Below are 20,447 nucleotides of genomic sequence, written 5' to 3'. Positions count from 1 at the left end.
CCTCTTACATATCTTAAGGAATCAAACATTACTTCGGAGGTTAACCAACCTAATTTCTTTATTAATTCCAAGCCAAAATTTTACTTTATTGGAAAACTCATCTCTTTCTGAAGTAACAAAAAATTTTATATTTTCGAAAGAAATACTCTCATAGCGGTCATTTTCTAGAGTAGCAAAAGATTCATTAAATTTTTTTATTAATGCTACCGATGGATCAATAATTTTTATATTTGAATCTAATTTTTTTCTTAAAAAGTCATAAATCAAAGGATAGTGACTACATCCAAGTATTAATTCTTCAATATTTTTGTTTATTAGTGGTCTTAAGTATAAGTCTGAAAGACTATTTAACTTATTAAAATTTAATTTTTCTTTTTCAATTTCTGATACAAATTCTGGACATTCTTGCTGAAATACTATCGTATTTTCTTTTTTAGCGTTTATAGCTTTCTTGTAATACGATGATCGAACAGTTGTTTGTGTTGCTAAGACGCCAATTATTTGTTTATCTACTATTTCCGATACAGAGTTTATAAGGTCAAAACAAGGGACTTTTAAAGTATCTTCTAGGATATCAAGTGCACACGCATTTGTAGTGTTACAAGCAACTAAAAGTGCATCCAAATTCTTATCAAGAAAGAAATTACAAATCTCATTTGCAATTAATCTTATCTCTTTAAAATTTTTACTCCCAAAAGGTATTCTTTTTGTGTCCGCTAAATAAAAAACTTCTACATCTTTCCGCGTTTTTAGTAAAGAATTAAGGATAGTAAAACCGCCTATTCCACTATCAAATATTCCTATTTTAAGCTTCACCCTATTTTATATAGATATTCAAGAATGCCTTTGGCAATCGCATAAGCTAATCTTTTACGATGTGTTGTTTTTTCTAATCTTCTTGCATCTAATCTCCCCGTTAAAAATCCAATTTCTACAAGAACTGCAGGCATCCTAGTATTTTTGATTACGTAAAATCTACCTTGTTTAACGCCTCGATCAGGACTCCCAGGAGAAACCCTTAGAATTTGTTTTTGAATTTTTTTAGCAAGTAGCCTACCTCTCCAACCTCTATAATAGAAGGTTTCTAATCCATTAATATCCCTTCTTTTTCCTCTTGAGGCATTTGCATGAATACTTACAAAAATATCTGCATCCGTATTGTTAGCAAAGGAAACTCTTGGAGGTAAATCCAAATCAACTTCATTTTTTCTGGTTAATTTCACTTTGACACCTTTCTCAGATAGTAAATTTTTAACAATTTTGGAGACCTCTAGTACAACATCTGTTTCCCTAATTCCACCAATACCTATGGCTCCAGGATCAGGACCTCCATGCCCAGGGTCGATAACAACCAAGAATTTATTTTGTTTGACATCTGGTAATTTCAAGTATTGATAATCACTTTTCTTCTTATGAATTGATTTTTGATTTTCTTTAATATTTTTTATTCTTTTAACAACTTGACCTTCACCAATCTTCTTAAAAGTATATTTTGGGTTAAATAGTTTGATTCTCCACCTGTTTTGATCTAAGCCAACTAATCGCCAAGTCAAAGGTTTCAAATAAGTCTCTTCCTTAAATTCAATTACTAGTCTTGTTTTACCCTTATTTGGTTTACCTAATCTAATTTCTTTTATTGGGCCATTACCTTTTATTTTTCTGGGATTTTTTAATTCTCCCGGAAAATCCACCCAGAATCTACTGCCAGATATTTGGTTGGCCTTCTGAAAGTATGCTTTTAAATTTGTATTTGATTTAGTTCTTAATTCTAAAACACCATTAGTGTTTATTACCCATGCCGCCAGAGCACTTGAAGATTTAGCTGGGAGGATTGAAGAATTTAATAATAAAAAAACGGATAAATAACGAAAAAGTTTATTATTTAAAAACTTTATCATTAGTTTGAAAACAAGTTGTTTTTTCTATGTTTAAGGCTTGGCATCTGCTCCCTAATTTTCTTTACTCTTTCTTTATCAGCAGGTGCGATTGCAGCTCCCTGAGTTTTTCCGGCATCAGATAAAACTGTACCCCAAGGGTCAATTACCATCGCATGGCCATGACTTTGCCTTCTCCCATAATGAATCCCAGTTTGAGCTGGAGCTACTACATATGCAGTATTCTCAATTGCTCTTGCTTGTAATAGGATTTGCCAATGATCTTTTCCTGTAAATGCTGTAAAAGCTGCGGGAATCATAATTAGCTCTGCACCATTCGAAGACAAATATCTATAGAGTTCAGGAAATCTAACGTCGTAACAAATCGATAATCCTATTTTGCATAAACCTGGGACATCTACAACAGGTGGATAATCTTCCCCAGATAAAATAGTGGATGATTCCTTGTATAAATTTCCATCTGGCAAATCAACATCAAACAAATGAATCTTGTCGTATTTTGCCAAAATCTGTCCATCTTTCCCAAATAAGGCTGACCTATTAAAAGTATGACTGCCATCACCAGCAGGAACAGGATACCCTCCTCCCAAAAGAAATACTTGATATCTTTGTGACATAGTTTTTAGAAAATTTGCACACTTCTCTGACAATTCAGAAGCTAATCCAAGTTTTTCATCATCTCCTCCTAAAAAAGCAAAATTCTCAGGTAATCCTATTAACTCAGCACCTCTTCTAGCAGCTAATTCAATCTGTTCTTCTGCTTCAATAAAATTTGCTTCAACATTTGAAGTACTCGTAATTTGCAATGCAGCTACCAAAAAATCAGTCAAGACCTTACTCCTAGTGAACAAATTCGTAAATCATGAGGCACGAATCACACCTCTTTCAACTTGAGTTGGAACAATATCTAAGCAATCAAGTTCAGAGCAACATTTAAAATCATCCTCATAATCTCCAAGACTTGTCAATCTTTTGCCATGGGTTGCTGTTTTTAAACATTTCAAAATATCATTTCCCCAAAAATCCCAAAGTGCCAAAGCAGCTTGTAATTCGTCATTCAGAATATTAATTTCGAAATCACAGTTCTGTTTTAGGTATGACGCCAAAGCACCAGCAGCTAAGGAATCCTCAAGTGAATAAGAGCCTTCCCAACCACTCCCAAGTATTAAAACATTTTCACTTTTTAATGAAATGATTTTTTCGGCAACTGCTTTCCTATTTGGTAGTCCCATAGCAAATAAATGCTTAGCATTTTGAACTTTTTGCAATGATTTAGTTCCATTAGTCGTACTCATAAATAGTCTTTTACCATTAACAACTTTTTTTGTAACTGATAAAGGAGAATTTCCTAAATCAAAGCCCTCGATCTTTTTTCCGCCTCTCTCTCCAAGCATAAGTCTCTTTTCAGCTTGCCATTTAATTGCAGATTCTCTTAACAAGTCTAAATCTGCAAAAACTTGTATTGAATCAGCTCCATTCTTTAAAGCCCAAGAAATTGTGGTTGTAGCTCTTAAAACATCAATGACCACTGCAATTTCATGGCTTGTTTCTGGAACATCCTTTGCAACGTGATAATAAGTAAGATTAATAATCAAGCCCTTTTTTCTGATTTTATTATAGAAAACAGTTACTTAATTTGATTATTTTTTTTTTAAAACAAACTTATTGATAATATATAACTAATTTGTTCTTACAGAAATCTTATTAAGTATTTAATTTGAAAATGAATAATATCCGCACAATAAAAGGTGGAGTTAATTTAAAAGGAAAAGTAAAAGTACCTGGAGATAAATCTATTTCTCATAGAGCTCTAATAATAGGAAGTATTGCTAAAGGTGAGACGACTATTGAGGGGTTTTTACATTCTGAAGATCCACTTTCAACTGCTGATTGTCTTAGAAAATTAGGGGTGAATGTGCCAGAAATAAAAAAAAATGAGCCTTTTACGATTTCAGGATTAGGTCTTGATGGATTTAAAGAGCCCAAAGAAATTCTAAATTGTGGTAATTCGGGAACCACCATGAGATTATTAATGGGGTTACTTGCCGGTCAAGAAGGCAAGAATTTTATCTTAACAGGTGATATTTCTCTCAATGAAAGGCCAATGGAGAGAGTTGGTAAACCATTATCGTTGATGGGTGGCAAAATTTTTGGTAGAGAAAAAGGAAATAAAGCTCCAATCTCAATTAATGGGAATAAACTAAAAGGCTGTGTTATTGGAACCCCTGTAGCGAGTGCTCAAGTAAAATCGGCAATCTTATTGGCAGGCCTCAAAGCTTCAGGAACTACGTCTGTTATTGAACCAGCATCTTCAAGAGATCATACTGAAAGAATGTTAAAAGCCTTTGGAGCAGACATTAGTATCAGAGGAGAATTAGGAAGAAATGTAGTTGTCAAGTCAGGTGGCGACTTAATTGGCCAGAGGATATTGATTCCTGGAGACATAAGCTCTGCTTCTTTTTGGATGATTGCTGCATCTATTGTTCCAAATTCAGAGGTTTTAATTCAGAATGTCGGATTAAATCCTACTAGAACAGGGATTTTAAATGTAATGGATTCAATGGGGTGTAATTATGAGATTTTAGATGAATCGACTATTGCAGGTGAACCTATTGGATCTATTAAAGTAAAGACTTCAAATAATTTAAGATCATTCACTATTGAGGGAGATATTCTACCAAAACTTATAGATGAAATTCCTATCCTAACTGTGGCTGCCTGTTTTTGTAATGGAGTTTCTGAAATTAAAGATGCACAAGAATTAAGAGTTAAGGAGACAGATCGTTTAAAAGTCATGGCACGACAGTTACAAAAATTTGGTGCTGAAATAACAGAAAAAGAGGATGGGTTAATAATTAATGGGCAATCAAAATTCCATTCTGCGGAGGTAGACAGTGAGACAGATCATCGAGTAGCGATGAGTCTTGCTATTGCTTCACTTCTTGCCAAAGGCACCTCAAAAATCATGAGGGCAGATGCAGCTAGCGTCTCTTATCCAACTTTTTGGGAAGAGCTTGCCCAACTAACTAACTAGCCTAAAAAGTTTTTGTCTGAATTAATAGAAGTTTTAACTAAAGATGGTAGTTACTCTCTAAGAAGTGTGTTTTTTCAAGAGAACTTCCATAGTTTATTGGGCGCATTGAAGGAAACAAAGTTAAAGTTTACAGCTACTTCTAATTTGCCAAGATTTAAGGGTAAATCTCTAAATGTTTTGGATATATGTTTTGGATTAGGATACAATTCCGCTTCTTTATTAGATGAATTAATTAAACAGAAATCGTTTTTAAATTTGTATGCTTTGGAGATTGATAAAAAGCCTCTTGAATATTCGATTAGAAATAAATCTTTCCTTAAATTATGGGCTCCAAAAGTTAGAACAATATTTGAATCATTGTATCGTAACGATTACTTTGAGGATAAATTTTTTAAATGCAGTGTTTTATGGGGTGATGCTAGAGAAAAAATCAACATCATTCCTTCATCTATTAAATTCGATCTAATTTATTTAGATGGTTTTTCTCCTCAAAAATGCCCACAAGTATGGACAATTGAATTTTTATCTAAAGTCACAGAAAATCTTAATCCGCAGGGTTATTTAATAACTTATTCTTCTTCAGCCGCAGTAAGAAAAACTTTAAGAAATCTTGGATTAGAAATTTTTACCATTAAGCCAAGTTTTAAAAACAGAAATTTTTGGAGTCAGGGAACTGTAGCAATATCAAAATTTGATAAGAATAAATTGAAAGCTAATTTAAATTTTGAAAAGTTATCTTTAATGGAAGAGCAACATCTCTTAACTAAAGCTAGTATTCCATATAGAGATCAAGATTTAAACTCAAGTAAAGACGATATAATCAAAAGAAGATTAGATGAGCAATTGTCCTCAAATCTACTATCTACAAAAAAATGGAGAGAGAGGTGGGGAATGACGAAGTTATCCTTTAAGAGTTAAATTTGTATAAGGATTTCAAATAAACATGTTAAGTGTTGCGATATTAGCGGCAGGCAAAGGCACTAGGATGGAAAGCTCATTGCCTAAAGTTTTACATAAAATTTCTGGCAAAAGTCTTCTTCAAAGAGTAATTGATTCATGTGTCGAATTAAAACCTGATCAAATTTTCGTAATTACTGGACACAAATCAAAAGAAGTACAAAATTCTATCCCAAACGATAAAAAAATCCATTTTGTTATTCAAGAACCTCAATTAGGAACAGGTCATGCCATCCAGGAACTTTGTAGAGAAGTAAAAAAATATGAAGGTAACCTTTTGGTACTTAATGGCGATGTGCCGCTCATTAGACCAAGTACTCTAAAAAGACTTTTATATCTACATGATTCAAAAAATGCTGATGTTTCTTTAATTACCACAAAAAAAACAAATCCTCATGGATATGGCAGAGTTTTTTTGAAGGAAGATTGTATAGAGAGAATTGTTGAAGAAAAAGATTGCAATGATCTAGAAAGAGAAAATACATTAATAAATGCAGGTGTTTACTGTTTTAACTGGGGTAATTTGTCAGAAATAATCAATACCTTGCAAAGCAATAATAATCAAAAAGAGATTTACTTAACAGATACAATATCTTTGCTAAAAAATTCATTAAGCCTCGAGGTAGAGGATAACGGAGAGCTTCAAGGAATTAATAACAGAATTCAACTATCAGAGTGCGAGGAAATTATTCAGAATTTAATTAAAGAAAAGCATATGCTTAATGGTGTAACTTTTATAAATAAAGCAAGTTGTTCGATTAGTGAAGAAGCTGAAATTGGAAAGGACGTAACTATAGAGGCTAATACACATATACGAGGAAATACCAAAATAAATAGTCATTGCATTATCGGACCAAATACTTTTATTGAAAATTCTAATGTGGGATTAAATTGTGAAATTTCAAACTCTACAATTTATGCTTCACAGATAATGGATCATATAAAAATTGGCCCTTACAGTCATATAAGACCTAATTCCAAAATATCTTCCTTTAGCAAAATAGGTAATTTTGTTGAAATCAAAAATAGTCAATTAGAGGAAGAATCTAAAGTAAACCATTTAAGTTATATTGGCGATTCTATTATTGGAAGATCTACAAATATTGGAGCAGGGACTATTACTGCAAATTTTGATGGTCAGAAAAAACATCAAACAAAAATTGGTAAAAATTCCAGTATTGGTGCAAATACAGTTTTTGTAGCGCCAATAAATCTCGGGGAATCAGTTACTACAGGGGCTGGTTCAGTGATCACAAAGGACTCCAAAGATAATTCATTAGCAATCTCAAGAACTAAGCAAGTAAATATAGAAAATTGGGAAAGAAAGAAATCCTGAGCTAATTGATTAATTCAATAATTTTTTCAAGTTGCCAACATCTGCTCCCTTTTATAAGAATAGAATCGCCTTTTTTTGTAGATTTGTTTATCTCTTTAGGTACATCTTTAATATTATTTAAAACTAAAAATTTTTTATTATCTTTTAGATAATTGGTGTATATATTTTCATTTTTTTTATCGCAAATAAATAAACACTTTTCTATGTCTGAATTATTTATTAAATTGAATATTTCTTTATGATATTTTTCTGATTCTTCTCCCAATTCTTGCATACTTCCAAAAATGAAAAATTTATTTCTCGGTTTTTCAAGCAGGTTGTTAATACATGCTTTTACTGACTCTGGCGAAGCATTATATGATTCATCATATATTGTTGTTTTTACTGATTTCAGAATTTTATTCCTTCCACCTAAAATTGAAAAATCAAATTTATTAAAACTTGCAAAATCAATGCCTAGTTCTTTGGCAACTGCATAAGCAAATAAGAAATTCGAAGCATTATGAAATCCCTCAAATGAAATTTCAAAGATATTTTCTTCAATTAAAATTGTTTTATTCGAAGGATCATAAAATCCTCGCAAATTATCATCTTTCTTGAAACTCTCCTTTTGATTTTCTATATTTAAAAGTTTTACTTTAGTAACTCTACCTTTCCAAACTTCTTTTAAAGTCTTTTCTAGAAATGGATCATTTGCTGGAATTATTACAACTCCTTCGGGATTTAAGAACTTACTAATTTCACACTTTGCATAAGTAATATTTTTTTTTGAACCTAACAATCCAATGTGAGCTGTGCCAATGTTAGTAATAACTGCAATATCGGGTTCACTATATTTAGATAAATTCTCGATCTGACCAAGACCTCTCATCCCCATCTCAAGAACTAAAGCTTTATCTTCTATATCTGTAGCAAGAATAGTAAGACCAACTCCAATCTCATTATTGAAATTTGCATGAGATAATTTAATTCTTCCAAGTTTATTTAAAACTCCACCAATCATTTCTTTTGTCGTTGTTTTACCTACAGAACCAGTTATTGCGACAATAGGGATATTTAACTTTTTTCTTTTTAGCAATGCTAATTTTTGAAATGCCTCTAATGTGTCATTTACAACCCAATAAGGAAAATTACTGGGAAGTAATCTCTGCATCCCTTTTTTAATTACTACTGATTTAACTCCTTTATCTAAAACATCTGGGAGAAAATTATGACCGTCAAAATTTTTACCCTCTATAGCTATAAAAAGATCATTTTTTAATAAAGTTCTACTATCAATGCTTATATTTTTAAAATTTAAAAAATCTCTTTTCCTGTCGCTCAGATTTTTAATATCCCCCAAAACATTGTTTAATTCTGATGAAGAGAATTCCATTAAAAAATTAAGTCATACTTTTTTTAAAGATGGATCAGCCGATTGTCCGAAAGAGAATTTTTCAACTTCAGCAAAATCGGGAGATGGTTCTTTTATTCCACAAACATCTTTATACATAATTTCGTATTCGATAGCGGATCTTTGCCAACTAAACTCTTGGCTCATTGCTCTTTTTTGCAATAATTCCCAACTATCTTTATGCCTAAAAGCCTCCCAAGACCTTACTAAAGATGTATAGAAATCTATAGGTTCAAAGCGATCGAAGCAAAAACCAGTGCCACTGTTATTCTCTGGATCATGAGGTGAAACTGTGTCAACTAAACCTCCTACTCGTCTTACTATTGGAATAGAACCATATCTCATAGCAAGTAGTTGACTAATGCCACAAGGTTCGAATCTACTTGGCATTAAAAATGCATCAGAGCCACCATATATAAGTCTTGATAAAGAATCATCATAAGTAAGAAATACAGAAAATCTTCCTGGGTAATCTAATGCAAGTTGCCATAATCCTGACTCTAAATACCTATCTCCAGTACCTAAAACAACTATTTGCGAATCAGTATATGCTAAAAGTCTTCTTGAAACTTGTAGAAGTAAGTCAACCCCTTTCTGATCAACTAACCTACTTACCATACCTAAAAGATATTTTTTAGGATTAACTTCGAGTCCCATTTCTCTCTGCAGAATTTTTTTATTTTCTAGCCTATTTTCTAAATTCTTAATACTAAATTTTGCAGGTAAAACTGGATCTTTGGCTGGATTCCATTCATCAAGATCTATGCCATTAAGAATTCCCCTTAATTTACCTGATATGTAATTAAGTAAGCCTTCAAGGCTTTCCCCATATTCATGGGTTTTAATTTCATCTGCATAAGTAGGAGAAACAGCATTGACCCTATCCGCATACAACATTGCCGCAGCCATTGTGTGGTCTCCATGCATATACCAAGGACACCAAGTCATTTTTTCAAGTTTCCATCTCCAGGGGCCTTGGTATTTTAAATTATGAATTGTGAAGACAGTACTAATTTCGGGGTCCTGATGCATCCACACAGGAATCATTCCAGTGTGCCAATCATGGCAATGGAGAACTTGAGGTTTCCAACAATTCCAGGCAAATTCTGCAGTGGCACTAGCAAAAAAAGTAAAGCGCCAGTCCTCATTTTCGCCTCCGTATATTTGGTCAGAGTCAAATATTGGATGACCCACGAGGTAAATCACATAATTATGAATGGGATGTTTTGCTTCATATACGGCGAAATCAGTGCCCATTGTATTTGCTCTAAAAGCTGGTTCAGTCGATACCTCTAAAAGACTCCATAATTTTCCATATCCTGGAATTATTACCCTTACATCGTGACCAAGTTTTATCAAAGATGGAGGTAACGAACCAACCACATCTCCCATACCTCCAACTTTGATCATTGGAGCACATTCAGCAGCGGCAAGAAGAATTCTCATTAATAATTATTTAAAAAGTTCTTTTGAAAAATAAACTAGGGTGTCCACTTATAGTCAGAAAAGTCTGGTGGACGCTTTTCAAGAAAGGCATTTCTACCTTCTTGAGCTTCTTCAGTCGAATAGAATAATTGAGTTGTGTATCCAGATAATTCTTGAATACCAGCAATTCCATCATTCTCCGCATTGAATGAAGCTTTAAGAATACGAATAGCCGTTGGACTATTTCGCAAAATCTCTCTTGCCCAGATTACACCCTCAGCTTCTAATTCTTCAATCTTTGTAATTGCATTTATCAAGCCCATCTTAAGAGCTTCCTTGGAATTATATTTTCTACATAAAAACCAAATTTCTTTTGCTTTTCTTTGACCTACAAGTCTTGCTAAATAACTAGATCCAAAACCAGCATCAAAACTACCAACTCTTGGACCTGTTTGACCAAATATTGCATTTTCAGAGGCGATACTGAGATCACAAATTAAATGAAGAACCTGGCCTCCTCCAATTGCAAAACCAGGAACTAAGGCAATAACCACTTTAGGCAAACTTCTTATTAATCTTTGAAGTTCAAGTACATTTAATCTCTGCTTCCCTTCATCATTTTTATATCCATTTTCACCTCTTACACTCTGATCACCTCCAGAACAAAAAGAATAAATACCTTTCTTGTCAGGTCCCGCGCCTGTAAAGAGAACTACGCCAATAGTTTCATCATTTCTTACGATATTAAATGCGTTAATAAGTTCATCTACAGTTTGAGGCCTAAAAGCATTTCTTTTTTCAGGCCGATTAATTGCAATTCTCGCAATTCCCTCATCTGATTTGTGAAACAATATATCCTCATAAGATTTGCATTCTGACCAATTTAAAGTTGTTTTACCTGGTAATACTTTCATGAAACCTAATTATTCAAAGATAGAAAATGATAAATTTAACTGCCAATTATTTTCCTAGCAGAGCATTTTTCTCACAAATTTCATTTTCCGGATCAATATCAACTTTAATTATTACAGATTTCTGGATAGAAATGCTCCAATCGAATGCCTCTCTTAATTTTTTAAAATTTGCCACACTTTTAAAGTTTACCTGATAACCATCTGCGAGTTTTGGCCAGTTTATTTCTTTTGGCATAAGAAAAAGTTTTTTTAATTCATCTTCTTTTAAATTTTCTTTATAAATACGATTAAATATATTGCCGCCATTATTATTTATCAGAAGAATGGTTAAATTCATGTCGATTGAATTTTCAATCAGCCAACCGTTTATATCATGAATAAAAGCCAAATCTCCAGTCACAAGAAGTAGAGGACTTTTAATTCTAGAAATACCTAATGCAAGAGATAAAGTACCATCTATGCCAGAAGCTCCCCTAAAGCTGAAACAATTTCTTGTTAAAGTTCCATTCTCAGAAAACGTAAGCCAATCTCTGATCGGGCTACTGGCGGAAAGCATTATAGGATTTTCAGCTGGCCAAAGTTTTGGAACAAGATTTGCAAGCTTATACTCTGTAATTTGATTATCTTGAGTAATTTTCTCTTTTAATATTTCTTTAATCTGCTCGCCTTGCTCTATTAGATTTAGAGCCATCGGAGTAAGAGACTTTTTGTTTTTTTCGTTAATTGATAATTCTTCTAACAATAGAGTAGTAAAATTTGATAGCCCAAAATCATATTCAAATGATTTTTTTATAGGGTCCAATTTTCTATAGTTTTTTTCTTTTATAAGGACTTGTATCCCTTCGAAGTTTATTAAAAACTTCTCCAAATCAATTGAGGATGACATAGGGCCAAGCCTCAAAAGTTGATGACAATTTATTGAATTTTTATTTTTTCTTAAGACTAATTCCCAATTCACTACTAATCCTCTCAAGTCAGAATAAACTCCTGAAACAGGATCAGCAAATACTGGCCAACCAGTAATCTCTTGTAATCGTTCTAAAGATTTATTGAAAGAAGTCAAATCATTTATGGAACCTTGATAGGGACCTACCAAAATAATTCCGGATTCATCGAAATTTAATCTTTCTGAAATTTCTAAGAATTTGTTTTTATCAGACTTTATTTCAACTTCCTGAAATATATATTTTTTCTTTAAATAAATTCTCTCAAAAACCTCTAAAACATTTTTTTTATTCAAAAATGATATACCTAAAGGCTTATCAATAGGAATATTTAAATGAATAGGACCAGGGAAGGTTGATATTTGTTTCTCAGTAATTCGAACTAAATTCAAGATTTCATTTTCTTGTGTTTCATGAAGTCCATTTAAATTTGTACTTAAAACCCTTCTGCAGACTGAACTCAAAAAATCTTCTTGATTTACTGTTTGATTAGCACCACAATCTTTTAATCTTAAGGGTCTATCAGCAGTAAGAAAGATAATACCTTTACAAGATCGATCTGCCTCAACTCCTGCTGGCAATAAGTTACTTACAGCAGTCCCAGAAGTGGTAATAACTAAAGAGGGATTACCTGATGCAGCAGAAATCCCAAGAGCGTGAAATCCCGCAGATCTCTCATCTATTGAATTAAAAATATTTACCAGTCCTAATTTATTTAATTCTCCAGCAGCTATTGCTAAAGGTGCTGATCTACTACCAGGACATAATATTAAATTTTGAACTCCTATTTTTACAAGAAGATTCAAAAGTTGTAAACTTCTAAGAAAATTTTTGCATTCAATAGATGATGTCATAATTTATATAAATGCTTTTGGATTTTCCTTATAACTGAATTAAATAAAACATGTCTACAACTCAAGAAAAAAGAAATTCAATACTAAAGGATTTAAAAAACCTTTTAATCTGGATATCTATAGCTTTAATTATACGATGGCAGGTTATAGAGCCAAGATGGATCCCATCAGGTTCAATGCTTCCAACTCTTCAAATACAAGATAAAATTCTTGTTGAGAAACTAACCCCAAAAATCATATCCAAATCAAATCTTTCAAAATTAAAAAATAAAATAGTTGTTTTTAACGTTCCGGAACAATTAATTAATGCTGGTTATGAAGCAGATACTGCACTAATAAAAAGAGTAATTGGAATACCTGGAGACAAGGTAGAAGTAAGAGATGGTAGGCTTTACTTAAATGATATCGCTCAAAAAAATTACGTTTTTGACAAAAATATTAATTATTCTATAGGGCCTTTTATTATCCCCGAAGAGTCATTGTGGGTGATGGGCGATAATAGAAATAACAGTATGGATTCACATATTTGGGGATTTTTACCCTATGAAAAGGTTATTGGTAAAGCTATTTTTAGATATTGGCCGTTTAATAAAATTGGACCTATTCGGTTCCCTGCCCTTAATAATTTAGATTAATGGGTACGTGATGTTGTAGGGTTTTTATATCTTGAAGTTGTAGAAATGTTTAATCCAGAATTTCTTGCTACTGAAAATAATGATCCAAACGACGAGAATGATTTAATCCAATATTTACAAAAACAATCTCCAGAAGTTTTGCAAAGAATAGCAAAATCAGCTAGTGAAGATATTCAAGAAATTATTAGACATAATGTTCAAGGTCTTCTTGGAATGCTTCCTTCAGATCAATTTGATGTAAAAATAACATCTTCAAAAGATAACATTGCTAATTTATTATCCTCTGCAATGATGACAGGTTACTTCTTACGACAAATGGAGCAAAGAAAAGAGCTGGAACAAACTCTTAAAAATGATGACACCATGTCTATTGAAGAATAATAGTTTTTAAAGATTTACTTCTTCAGGAATTATTCCTAGTTCAAACAACGTTTTATATAAACCCATCAAAAATTTATTATCCTCAGGAAGTTTGTCCCACTTTTGGGAATTAATTTCATTAATTAATTTTTGACAGTCTTCTATTGTAAATTTTATAGGGGCCGTAAAATGAGCTGGAATTAAATATTCCATATCTTCAAAAGACTTGATATTTTCTAACCATTTAAGTAAAACTTCTTTTGAACGCGGAAAAATTAATTTCTGTAAAACTGGTGCAATTTGAATCTTAGGAGTATCTTTACCCATTATTTCAACAAGAGAGGATTCCCAATCTTCCTCCCATAAAAAGGGATAAATACCAAAATGAGATCTCCAATTTCTAAGATCTTTTTTGAATGAGTACTTAAATATTTTTTTTAAAGGTGGAATATTTAATTTACCTGGTTTCAAAAAAGATGAAAACAAGACTAACCTTTTCCATCCTTTTTTTCTATTCTCGATGGAGTCAATCAAAGGTTCATCTCCTCTCTCTCTAGAATGAAAAAGAAGTGGAGTTGGATCAAAATTAAATATCTCAGGTGGAGTGGAGTCAATTCCAACTATTGAGTCTGTCACATGAAGAGTTTTAGTAGGATAATGGAAACAGCTTATCTCCTGATATCTTCCAAGTCCTAAATTCAGAGGGCCTAATGAAGTCCATTTAAAGTAGTTTGTATGTGGAGTACCTTCCTCAAAAAGTATTCTTGATCTTTTTGATGGAATTCCTAAGAAATCTAGTGGTAGATTTATGGGGAAACTCCATTGTCCAGGACAAAGCCAAATTTCTGCATCTTTAAAAATTCTTGAAAGAGCTGGCAGTCCAATTTTATGTTCTAGTCCAGAGGCACTCGGTAGAATTATTGTTTTTACTTTGCCATGAATCGCAATTAATTTTTCTAACTCATTTATTAATTCTTTTGTCGGAGGCAGTGGATTTATTAACATCAATCCATTGTCAACCTTTATTACCGTCATTCTTATTGGAACCGCAACATAATAAAGTCCCTGTATTTGTTCCAAGGACCATATTTGATCAGGAATTAATTCTTTAAAAATTGTTTTCTTTTTTCCATAAGGATATAAGGGGAATAATGGCCACCAATTCCACTTTTTATTTAAAGTTTCATCCACCACTATCATTTATACCCAGCAAATAATTTCTTTAACTTAAATATTCCGTATCTTGGAGCGAATAAAAAAGCAAATAAAAATATAAAAGTTTGTGCCAAGACAATTGATCCACCTGTTTCAAGATCAAACCAAAAACTAACATAAATTCCTATTAGGCTTGAGATAATTGCGCTTAATACTGAAATTACTGTCATATTATCAAACTTATCCGTAAGTAAATATGCTGTAGCTCCTGGTGTAATCAACATTGCAACTACCAAAATAATTCCAACAGACTGCAACCCCACAACAGCTGCCAAAGATAAGCATGTGAGGAGTAAATAATGAAGAAAAAATACATTAATCCCAACTGTTTTTGCATGTCTAGGATCAAAACAATAAAGCATTAAATCTTTTCTAAAAATGGATAAAAGGATTACTACCAATAAAGAAATGAATATAGTTTGTTTTACATCTGAAAGTGATATGCCTAATGGACTACCAAAAAGAATAGAGTGCAGATCAATATTACTTTTAATCTTAGAAACCAATACGATTCCAAGAGCGAAAAATCCAGTAAATACCAACCCAATAACAGTATCTTCCTTAACTCTTGATTTCTGCTTAATAAACCCTATCAATGCTACAGAACCTACTCCGAAAATAAATGCCCCTAATGAGAAAGGGAGACCTAATGCATAAGCAACCACAACACCAGGCATTACCGAATGTGACACGGCATCTCCCATTAAAGCCCATCCTTTAAGAGTCAAATAACTTGATAGAAAACCACAAACAGCTGCAACTAATGAACTCATAAGAAGTGCTTTTCTCATAAAGTCATGAGTTAAAGGATCTGTGATGAATGAATCTAAAGTTAAAAAAGAACAGAGCTCCATATAAATTAAAATTTAGGATTCAGGTCCAAACAAGAAATCAGGTGAGATCCCTCCAAAAGTGGTTGTAATATTTTCAGGGGTAAACACTTCAGAGGTTTCCCCATAAGCTACAACAGTTTTATTTATTAGAAGAACCAAATCACAAAATTCACGGACATGAATCATATCGTGCGTTGATAATAATATGGTTTTCCCCTCATTTTTAAATTGAATAAATAATTCCGAGATAAGTTTCTCAGTTCTTATATCAACACCTGAAAAAGGCTCATCAAGAAGTAATATTGATGCTCTTTGAGCAATTGCTCTAGCTAAAAAAGTTCGTTTTCTCTGACCTCCAGATAAGTTTCCAATAGGTGTAGATAAATGATCAGTAAGATCAACTCTCTCAATAGCATCCTTAACTGCCTGAACATCAGACTCTCTAGGACACCTAAAAATATTCATCGAACCATATCTTCCCATCATCACTACATCCCAAACACTTATTGGAAATTGACTATCTATTCCCTCATTTTGAGGTACATAAGCAATTGTCTGATCTTTTTGAGCAGATCTTACTGACTCTCCATTTATTCTAATTTTTCCCTTTGAAATATTTACAAAGCCAGTTAAAGCATTAAAAAAAGTTGTTTTACCAGCCCCGTTCATCCCTACTAACCCACAAATCTGGCCAGGTTTCAATCTTAAATTGGCATCATACAAAGCCACCTTACCGTTGTAATCTACGCAAATATTCTCTGCCTCAATCCTAAAGTTTTGATAATTGATTGTTTCCATAATTTAAAAAAGCCCTTTTTTTATCAAATCCAAATTATGCTCAAGCATTTTTATATAGGAACTAGCAGGCCCACTATCATCAGATAATGAATCAACAAAAAGATTTCCTCCAAAATTAGCCCCAGTTTCGTTTGCAACAACCATTTGAGATTCGTTACTTACAGTACTTTCGCAAAATACAGATGGAACATTTTTTTCTTTAACTATTGAGATTGTTCTTGCCATTCTTTTAGGAGTAATTTGACTCTCAGCATTAACTGGCCACAAATAAACTTCCTCTAATCCATAATCATTTGTTAAATATGAAAAAGCACCTTCACAACTTACTAGATACCTCCTGTCTTTATTTAAGTTATTAATAAAAAGTGAGAATTCTTTATCTATTTTAGATAGTTTATCTTTATAAATTTTTCCATTTTCTTCAAATAATGTCCTTTTGGATGGCCTCAATTCTGATAAAGAATCCACGAGAATATCTACGTATAGGATCCCTCGTTTTGGAGAAATCCAAGCATGAGGATTGGGTTTCCCTTTATAAAAATCTTCACTGATAAAAATAGGATCTAAATCTTCCGAGACAGTAATTCTTTTAACTTTTAAATTAGAAACAAATTTTTCAGCCCATAATTCAAATCCAAATCCATTATCAATAAAAACAAAAGCATTAGAGGCATTTACCAAATCGCTTGGAGTTGGTTGGTAGCCATGGACTTCAACTCCAGGTTTCGTTATTGATCTAACAATAAAATCATCTTTAGCGACATTGCTAATTATGTCCGCCAAAACAGTGAAACTTGCCAGTATTATTTCTTTATTTTCATTTTTATTTGATATTCTCTTACATGATCCTGAAGCAAGAGAAAGCAGAAGTATCAAACTTAAAAAAATAATATTTTTTTTCATGTTTAGCATTCATCCTTAGATTATGAACTAAAAGATAGTTTCATAAGTGGTTTTCTAAGATCAGAAATAAATACTTTCCAATTTATTTTTTCTTTTTCAAAAGCTTTTTCAACAATTTTCTCAGAATTTTTCTTTATGAAATCCAAATCAGGTTCTTCTACTCCTTTTGTTATTGCCATAAAATCAGCCAAAGAACTTGATACTACTCTTGTTAAATAAGCAGCACTGACAGCCTGAAATGTTCCAGAGACAATCCAATTTGGGCCATGTAATTTTGTTATGCCAATTAGAGTCTGTCCACTCCATTCAATAACTCCCTGAGCAATTGCAGTCTTTAAAATCTCCTTGGATACTTTATCTAAAATTTCAGGAGACCAATTACATCCCCATATAGACTTAATTTCTTTAATCATTAAAGAATTTAGTACTGTCATTGCCATTACATCAATTGATGGGATAGGAGATAAGAAAACAGTTGTTGCAACAAGAATTTGATTTTTTCTTTGTATACCTTTTAACTGCATTCTTCTTATTCCTTCAATTTCAGATTGCCAGGCAACATGAAGTTCTTTCAAGAGCCTTTTTTTTGTATTTTCAATATTTTTAGATGAACTTATGAAAAACTTCCTTAAGGAAAAAGGTATGTTTGTTATTTCATTTTTATTCACATCAAAAGTAATAATTTTGTTAATAAAGTCACTTGAAATTTGAGATTTTAGGTCTTCTATCTGATTTTTGACTTCTATTTGGTTGGAAGTTAAAGCCACCAACCAGATTGGCATATTTTTGGGAAACTTTTCCAGCCACAAAAAATCATTTGCCGACAAAGGCAAGTTTATAAAATACAAGATTGCATCACTCTTCAAAGCTTCTTCTGGAATAACTTGAGAAGAATTGTATTTAGGCAGTTTTTCGTATAAATCAAAGTCAAACTTATCTGATTTAAAATTACTTTTCAAAACAGATTGAAAACTTTGATAATCTTTTTGTCCAATGCAACTTATTTTTTCTTTTTCACATCTATTAAGAATCGATTCAAGTATTTTTTTTCTTTTTGAATTCTGATTTTCTAATTCATTTGTTGCTTCAAGTTCTTCAAAAAAATTTAAATCTTCATTACATAAATTTATCCAACCATCTAAGTTATTTGGCTCATTAAATTTAGGCTTGTCATTCTTCAAGTAAAAATATCCCCCCAAACACAACGCAAAAAATCCTATTGAGCCTCCTGCAAAATGAATTAAGTCACTGACAAACCATTCCCCAAAACCTAACAATAATAAAATAATAAGAAGATTTCTTTTTGGAAACTTTATGAAATCCTTAAAAAGGTTGTCATTACTAATATCAAACACAATACTTTATCTTTCTAAGCTTATTTTAATGCAAGTTGTGAATGAGAAAAGCAAAATTTCATAAGTCGTTAATCAAAAGATAAAAATTTAAGCCTTTTAAAAAGACTTATTGCATAAGAAGATGCTAAGTTAATAGACTATTTAAATAACTTAAGAAACATCAAGATGTCTAATTCTAATTTCAGCAATAATCCTGGACATGAAAATTACAGAGGTCGTTCTAACAATGAAAGATCTAATTTCAGAGATAGATCCGGAGGAAGAAGAGATGGAGGAGGATTCCGCATAAGATTAAGTGATAATGAAATGAAAGCTGTTAAATCAATACAAGAGGCCTTTCAATTAAGATCTACCGTTGCAGTTCTGGGTTTCTCTGTTAGAACACTTAGCGAAATGATCAAAGACGAAAAATTGATTGAATCAATCAAAGAATATGCAAAAAATAATAAAAACTCTTCTCCGAGTAGACAACCACAAAATCCTTATGAAGAAAAGAAAAAAACAGCACCTGACCCTTTTGCAAGACCTGTAAAAAGTACATCAACTGAAGATATCCAATCTAGCGAAGTAGAAGAGGATGGCAAATAAAAAAAGAATTCTTTCGGGAGTTCAACCAACTGGTGATTTACATATTGGGAATTGGCTTGGGGCCATAAATAATTGGGTTACGCTGCAAGAGCAATATGAAACATTCCTATGTGTAGTTGATTTGCACGCAATAACAGCCTCTTATAATCCCAAAGAATTATCAAAAAACACTATCTCTACTGCGGCTTTGTACGTCGCATGTGGGATAGATCCCAATATATGCTCAATTTTTGTCCAGAGTCAGATTTCAGCACATTCAGAACTTTGTTGGATATTAAATTGCATGACCCCAATAAATTGGATGGAAAGAATGATTCAATTCAAAGAGAAATCCATACAACAGGGGAATAATGTATCTATTGGATTATTTGACTATCCAATACTTATGGCTGCAGACATCCTTCTTTATGACGCAGACTTCGTACCAGTAGGTGAGGATCAAAAACAACATCTTGAACTTGCAAGAGATATTGCGCAACAGAGAATTAATGCCAGATTTAGTAAAGATAAAAATATTTTAAAAATCCCTCAACCAATCATCATGAAGAATGGTTCAAAAATAATGAGTTTAAGTGATGGCTCAAAAAAGATGAGCAAAAGTGATCCTAATGAGGGTAGTCGCATCAACTTATTAGATCCTCCTGAAATAATCACAAAAAAAATAAAAAGAGCAAAAAGTGACAGTTCTATTGGAATTGAATTTAACAACCCTGAGAGGCCAGAATCTAAAAATCTTTTGATGATTTATTCAATATTATCTGGCAAAGAAATTTCTCAATGTGAAAATGAATTCTCAGAGACTGGATGGGGGACATTTAAAAAATTAATTACTGAACAACTTATTGAATCACTAGAACCTATTCAGAAAAAATATAAATTATTAATTAATGATCCATATCAACTAAACAAAATCCTTGATGAAGGGAAAGAAAAAGCTGAAGATTTAGCAAATCAGACTTTAAAAAGAGTTAAATCAAAACTAGGATTCTTTGAAATGGAGAAATAAAT

General features: G+C 32.3%; 19 protein-coding genes and 1 pseudogene. 7 read left to right on the top strand and 13 right to left on the bottom strand.

From position 1 onward, the window contains the following. Positions 1-21 precede the first annotated feature (21 nt). The 4 genes from murI to HA152_RS03315 are packed head-to-tail and all read right to left on the bottom strand — an operon-like array spanning position 22 to position 3,484. The gene (gene murI / locus HA152_RS03330; protein WP_209133559.1) at positions 22-816 is read right to left on the bottom strand and encodes a glutamate racemase; all 795 of its coding nucleotides are present in this window, start codon (positions 814-816) and stop codon (positions 22-24) included. Further along, entirely contained in the window at positions 813-1,898 is a 1,086-nt protein-coding gene (locus tag HA152_RS03325) for an N-acetylmuramoyl-L-alanine amidase (RefSeq protein WP_209133557.1), read from the bottom strand. The genes murI and HA152_RS03325 overlap by 4 nt, the downstream gene beginning before the upstream one ends. Next, entirely contained in the window at positions 1,898-2,725 is an 828-nt protein-coding gene (locus tag HA152_RS03320) for a carbon-nitrogen hydrolase family protein (RefSeq protein ID WP_209133555.1), read from the bottom strand. Before HA152_RS03320 ends, HA152_RS03325 begins: the two co-directional genes overlap by 1 nt. A gap of 30 nt (positions 2,726-2,755) precedes the next feature. Beyond that, positions 2,756-3,484 carry a 2-phosphosulfolactate phosphatase family protein gene (locus tag HA152_RS03315; RefSeq protein WP_209134640.1) on the bottom strand — a complete coding sequence of 243 codons (729 nt, stop codon included), beginning with the start codon at positions 3,482-3,484 and terminating at the stop codon, positions 2,756-2,758. 128 nt (positions 3,485-3,612) lie between these two features. Between HA152_RS03315 and aroA the strand changes: the two genes are divergently transcribed. The 3 genes from aroA to glmU are packed head-to-tail and all read left to right on the top strand — an operon-like array spanning position 3,613 to position 7,222. Further along, positions 3,613-4,929: a 3-phosphoshikimate 1-carboxyvinyltransferase gene (aroA, locus tag HA152_RS03310; RefSeq protein WP_209133552.1), complete on the top strand. Its 1,317-nt coding sequence runs from the start codon at positions 3,613-3,615 to the stop codon at positions 4,927-4,929. A 12-nt stretch (positions 4,930-4,941) separates the two neighbouring features. After that, positions 4,942-5,847, top strand: a complete 906-nt coding sequence (locus tag HA152_RS03305) for a tRNA (5-methylaminomethyl-2-thiouridine)(34)-methyltransferase MnmD (protein WP_209133550.1) — start codon at positions 4,942-4,944, stop codon at positions 5,845-5,847. A 25-nt stretch (positions 5,848-5,872) separates the two neighbouring features. Beyond that, positions 5,873-7,222, top strand: coding sequence for a bifunctional UDP-N-acetylglucosamine diphosphorylase/glucosamine-1-phosphate N-acetyltransferase GlmU (gene glmU, locus HA152_RS03300; protein ID WP_209133548.1), 1,350 nt, complete (start codon positions 5,873-5,875; stop codon positions 7,220-7,222). Between the two features lies 1 nt (position 7,223). Here the strand turns inward: glmU and HA152_RS03295 are convergent, their stop codons facing one another. The 4 genes and pseudogenes from HA152_RS03295 to menD all read right to left on the bottom strand — a co-directional run bounded on the left by HA152_RS03295 (position 7,224) and on the right by menD (position 12,752). Then, complete coding sequence (locus HA152_RS03295; RefSeq protein ID WP_209133546.1) at positions 7,224-8,597, bottom strand: UDP-N-acetylmuramoyl-tripeptide--D-alanyl-D-alanine ligase; 1,374 nt, start codon at positions 8,595-8,597, stop codon at positions 7,224-7,226. A 12-nt stretch (positions 8,598-8,609) separates the two neighbouring features. Beyond that, a complete protein-coding gene (glgA, locus tag HA152_RS03290) occupies positions 8,610-10,061 on the bottom strand; it encodes a glycogen synthase GlgA (protein WP_209133539.1) in 1,452 nt (483 codons plus the stop codon). Between the two features lie 35 nt (positions 10,062-10,096). Continuing rightward, entirely contained in the window at positions 10,097-10,954 is an 858-nt protein-coding gene (menB, locus tag HA152_RS03285) for a 1,4-dihydroxy-2-naphthoyl-CoA synthase (RefSeq protein WP_209133537.1), read from the bottom strand. A gap of 35 nt (positions 10,955-10,989) precedes the next feature. Beyond that, a pseudogene (menD, locus tag HA152_RS03280) lies at positions 10,990-12,752 on the bottom strand (2-succinyl-5-enolpyruvyl-6-hydroxy-3-cyclohexene-1-carboxylic-acid synthase). A 50-nt stretch (positions 12,753-12,802) separates the two neighbouring features. Here menD and lepB point away from each other — a divergent pair. After that, positions 12,803-13,387, top strand: a complete 585-nt coding sequence (lepB, locus tag HA152_RS03275; RefSeq protein WP_209133532.1) for a signal peptidase I — start codon at positions 12,803-12,805, stop codon at positions 13,385-13,387. A gap of 45 nt (positions 13,388-13,432) precedes the next feature. Next, positions 13,433-13,768: a DUF760 domain-containing protein gene (locus HA152_RS03270; protein ID WP_209133524.1), complete on the top strand. Its 336-nt coding sequence runs from the start codon at positions 13,433-13,435 to the stop codon at positions 13,766-13,768. Between the two features lie 6 nt (positions 13,769-13,774). Here the strand turns inward: HA152_RS03270 and HA152_RS03265 are convergent, their stop codons facing one another. From HA152_RS03265 to HA152_RS03245, 5 genes are read right to left on the bottom strand one after another with little or no spacing between them, the layout of a single operon-like run. Beyond that, a complete protein-coding gene (locus tag HA152_RS03265) occupies positions 13,775-14,947 on the bottom strand; it encodes a DUF4336 domain-containing protein (protein WP_209133521.1) in 1,173 nt (390 codons plus the stop codon). Then, entirely contained in the window at positions 14,944-15,816 is an 873-nt protein-coding gene (locus tag HA152_RS03260) for a metal ABC transporter permease (protein WP_032514960.1), read from the bottom strand. Before HA152_RS03260 ends, HA152_RS03265 begins: the two co-directional genes overlap by 4 nt. 12 nt (positions 15,817-15,828) lie before the next feature. Beyond that, the gene (locus tag HA152_RS03255) at positions 15,829-16,593 is read right to left on the bottom strand and encodes a metal ABC transporter ATP-binding protein (RefSeq protein WP_011818106.1); all 765 of its coding nucleotides are present in this window, start codon (positions 16,591-16,593) and stop codon (positions 15,829-15,831) included. A gap of 3 nt (positions 16,594-16,596) precedes the next feature. Continuing rightward, positions 16,597-17,496: a metal ABC transporter substrate-binding protein gene (locus tag HA152_RS03250; protein ID WP_209133519.1), complete on the bottom strand. Its 900-nt coding sequence runs from the start codon at positions 17,494-17,496 to the stop codon at positions 16,597-16,599. Between the two features lie 20 nt (positions 17,497-17,516). Next, positions 17,517-18,851 (bottom strand): YcjF family protein, encoded by a 1,335-nt coding sequence (locus HA152_RS03245; RefSeq protein ID WP_209133517.1) that lies wholly within the window; start codon positions 18,849-18,851, stop codon positions 17,517-17,519. Between the two features lie 165 nt (positions 18,852-19,016). Between HA152_RS03245 and HA152_RS03240 the strand changes: the two genes are divergently transcribed. Next, positions 19,017-19,439, top strand: coding sequence for a hypothetical protein (locus HA152_RS03240; RefSeq protein ID WP_209133515.1), 423 nt, complete (start codon positions 19,017-19,019; stop codon positions 19,437-19,439). Next, positions 19,429-20,445, top strand: a complete 1,017-nt coding sequence (gene trpS / locus HA152_RS03235; protein ID WP_209133513.1) for a tryptophan--tRNA ligase — start codon at positions 19,429-19,431, stop codon at positions 20,443-20,445. Before HA152_RS03240 ends, trpS begins: the two co-directional genes overlap by 11 nt. The last annotated feature ends 2 nt before the right edge of the window (positions 20,446-20,447 follow it).

The organism is Prochlorococcus marinus XMU1412 (genome assembly GCF_017696315.1).
GTDB classification, from domain to species: Bacteria; Cyanobacteriota; Cyanobacteriia; order PCC-6307; family Cyanobiaceae; genus Prochlorococcus_A; species Prochlorococcus_A marinus_AF.
The sequence above is the reverse complement of the archived record's forward strand: the minus strand, read 5'-3'. Positions and strand labels throughout refer to the sequence as shown.

Bases quoted from the DNA above. Each gene is read 5' to 3' on its own strand.
- glgA (WP_209133539.1), bottom strand. From the start codon at position 10,061: ATGAGAATTCTTCTTGCCGCTGCTGAATGTGCTCCAATGATCAAAGTT.
- lepB (WP_209133532.1), top strand. From the start codon at position 12,803: ATGTCTACAACTCAAGAAAAAAGAAATTCAATACTAAAGGATTTAAAA.
- HA152_RS03260 (WP_032514960.1), bottom strand. From the start codon at position 15,816: ATGGAGCTCTGTTCTTTTTTAACTTTAGATTCATTCATCACAGATCCT.
- HA152_RS03240 (WP_209133515.1), top strand. From the start codon at position 19,017: ATGTCTAATTCTAATTTCAGCAATAATCCTGGACATGAAAATTACAGA.
- trpS (WP_209133513.1), top strand. From the start codon at position 19,429: ATGGCAAATAAAAAAAGAATTCTTTCGGGAGTTCAACCAACTGGTGAT.
- HA152_RS03255 (WP_011818106.1), bottom strand. From the start codon at position 16,593: ATGGAAACAATCAATTATCAAAACTTTAGGATTGAGGCAGAGAATATT.
- menB (WP_209133537.1), bottom strand. From the start codon at position 10,954: ATGAAAGTATTACCAGGTAAAACAACTTTAAATTGGTCAGAATGCAAA.
- HA152_RS03325 (WP_209133557.1), bottom strand. From the start codon at position 1,898: ATGATAAAGTTTTTAAATAATAAACTTTTTCGTTATTTATCCGTTTTT.
- HA152_RS03270 (WP_209133524.1), top strand. From the start codon at position 13,433: ATGTTTAATCCAGAATTTCTTGCTACTGAAAATAATGATCCAAACGAC.
- HA152_RS03295 (WP_209133546.1), bottom strand. From the start codon at position 8,597: ATGGAATTCTCTTCATCAGAATTAAACAATGTTTTGGGGGATATTAAA.
- HA152_RS03265 (WP_209133521.1), bottom strand. From the start codon at position 14,947: ATGATAGTGGTGGATGAAACTTTAAATAAAAAGTGGAATTGGTGGCCA.
- HA152_RS03250 (WP_209133519.1), bottom strand. From the start codon at position 17,496: ATGAAAAAAAATATTATTTTTTTAAGTTTGATACTTCTGCTTTCTCTT.
- glmU (WP_209133548.1), top strand. From the start codon at position 5,873: ATGTTAAGTGTTGCGATATTAGCGGCAGGCAAAGGCACTAGGATGGAA.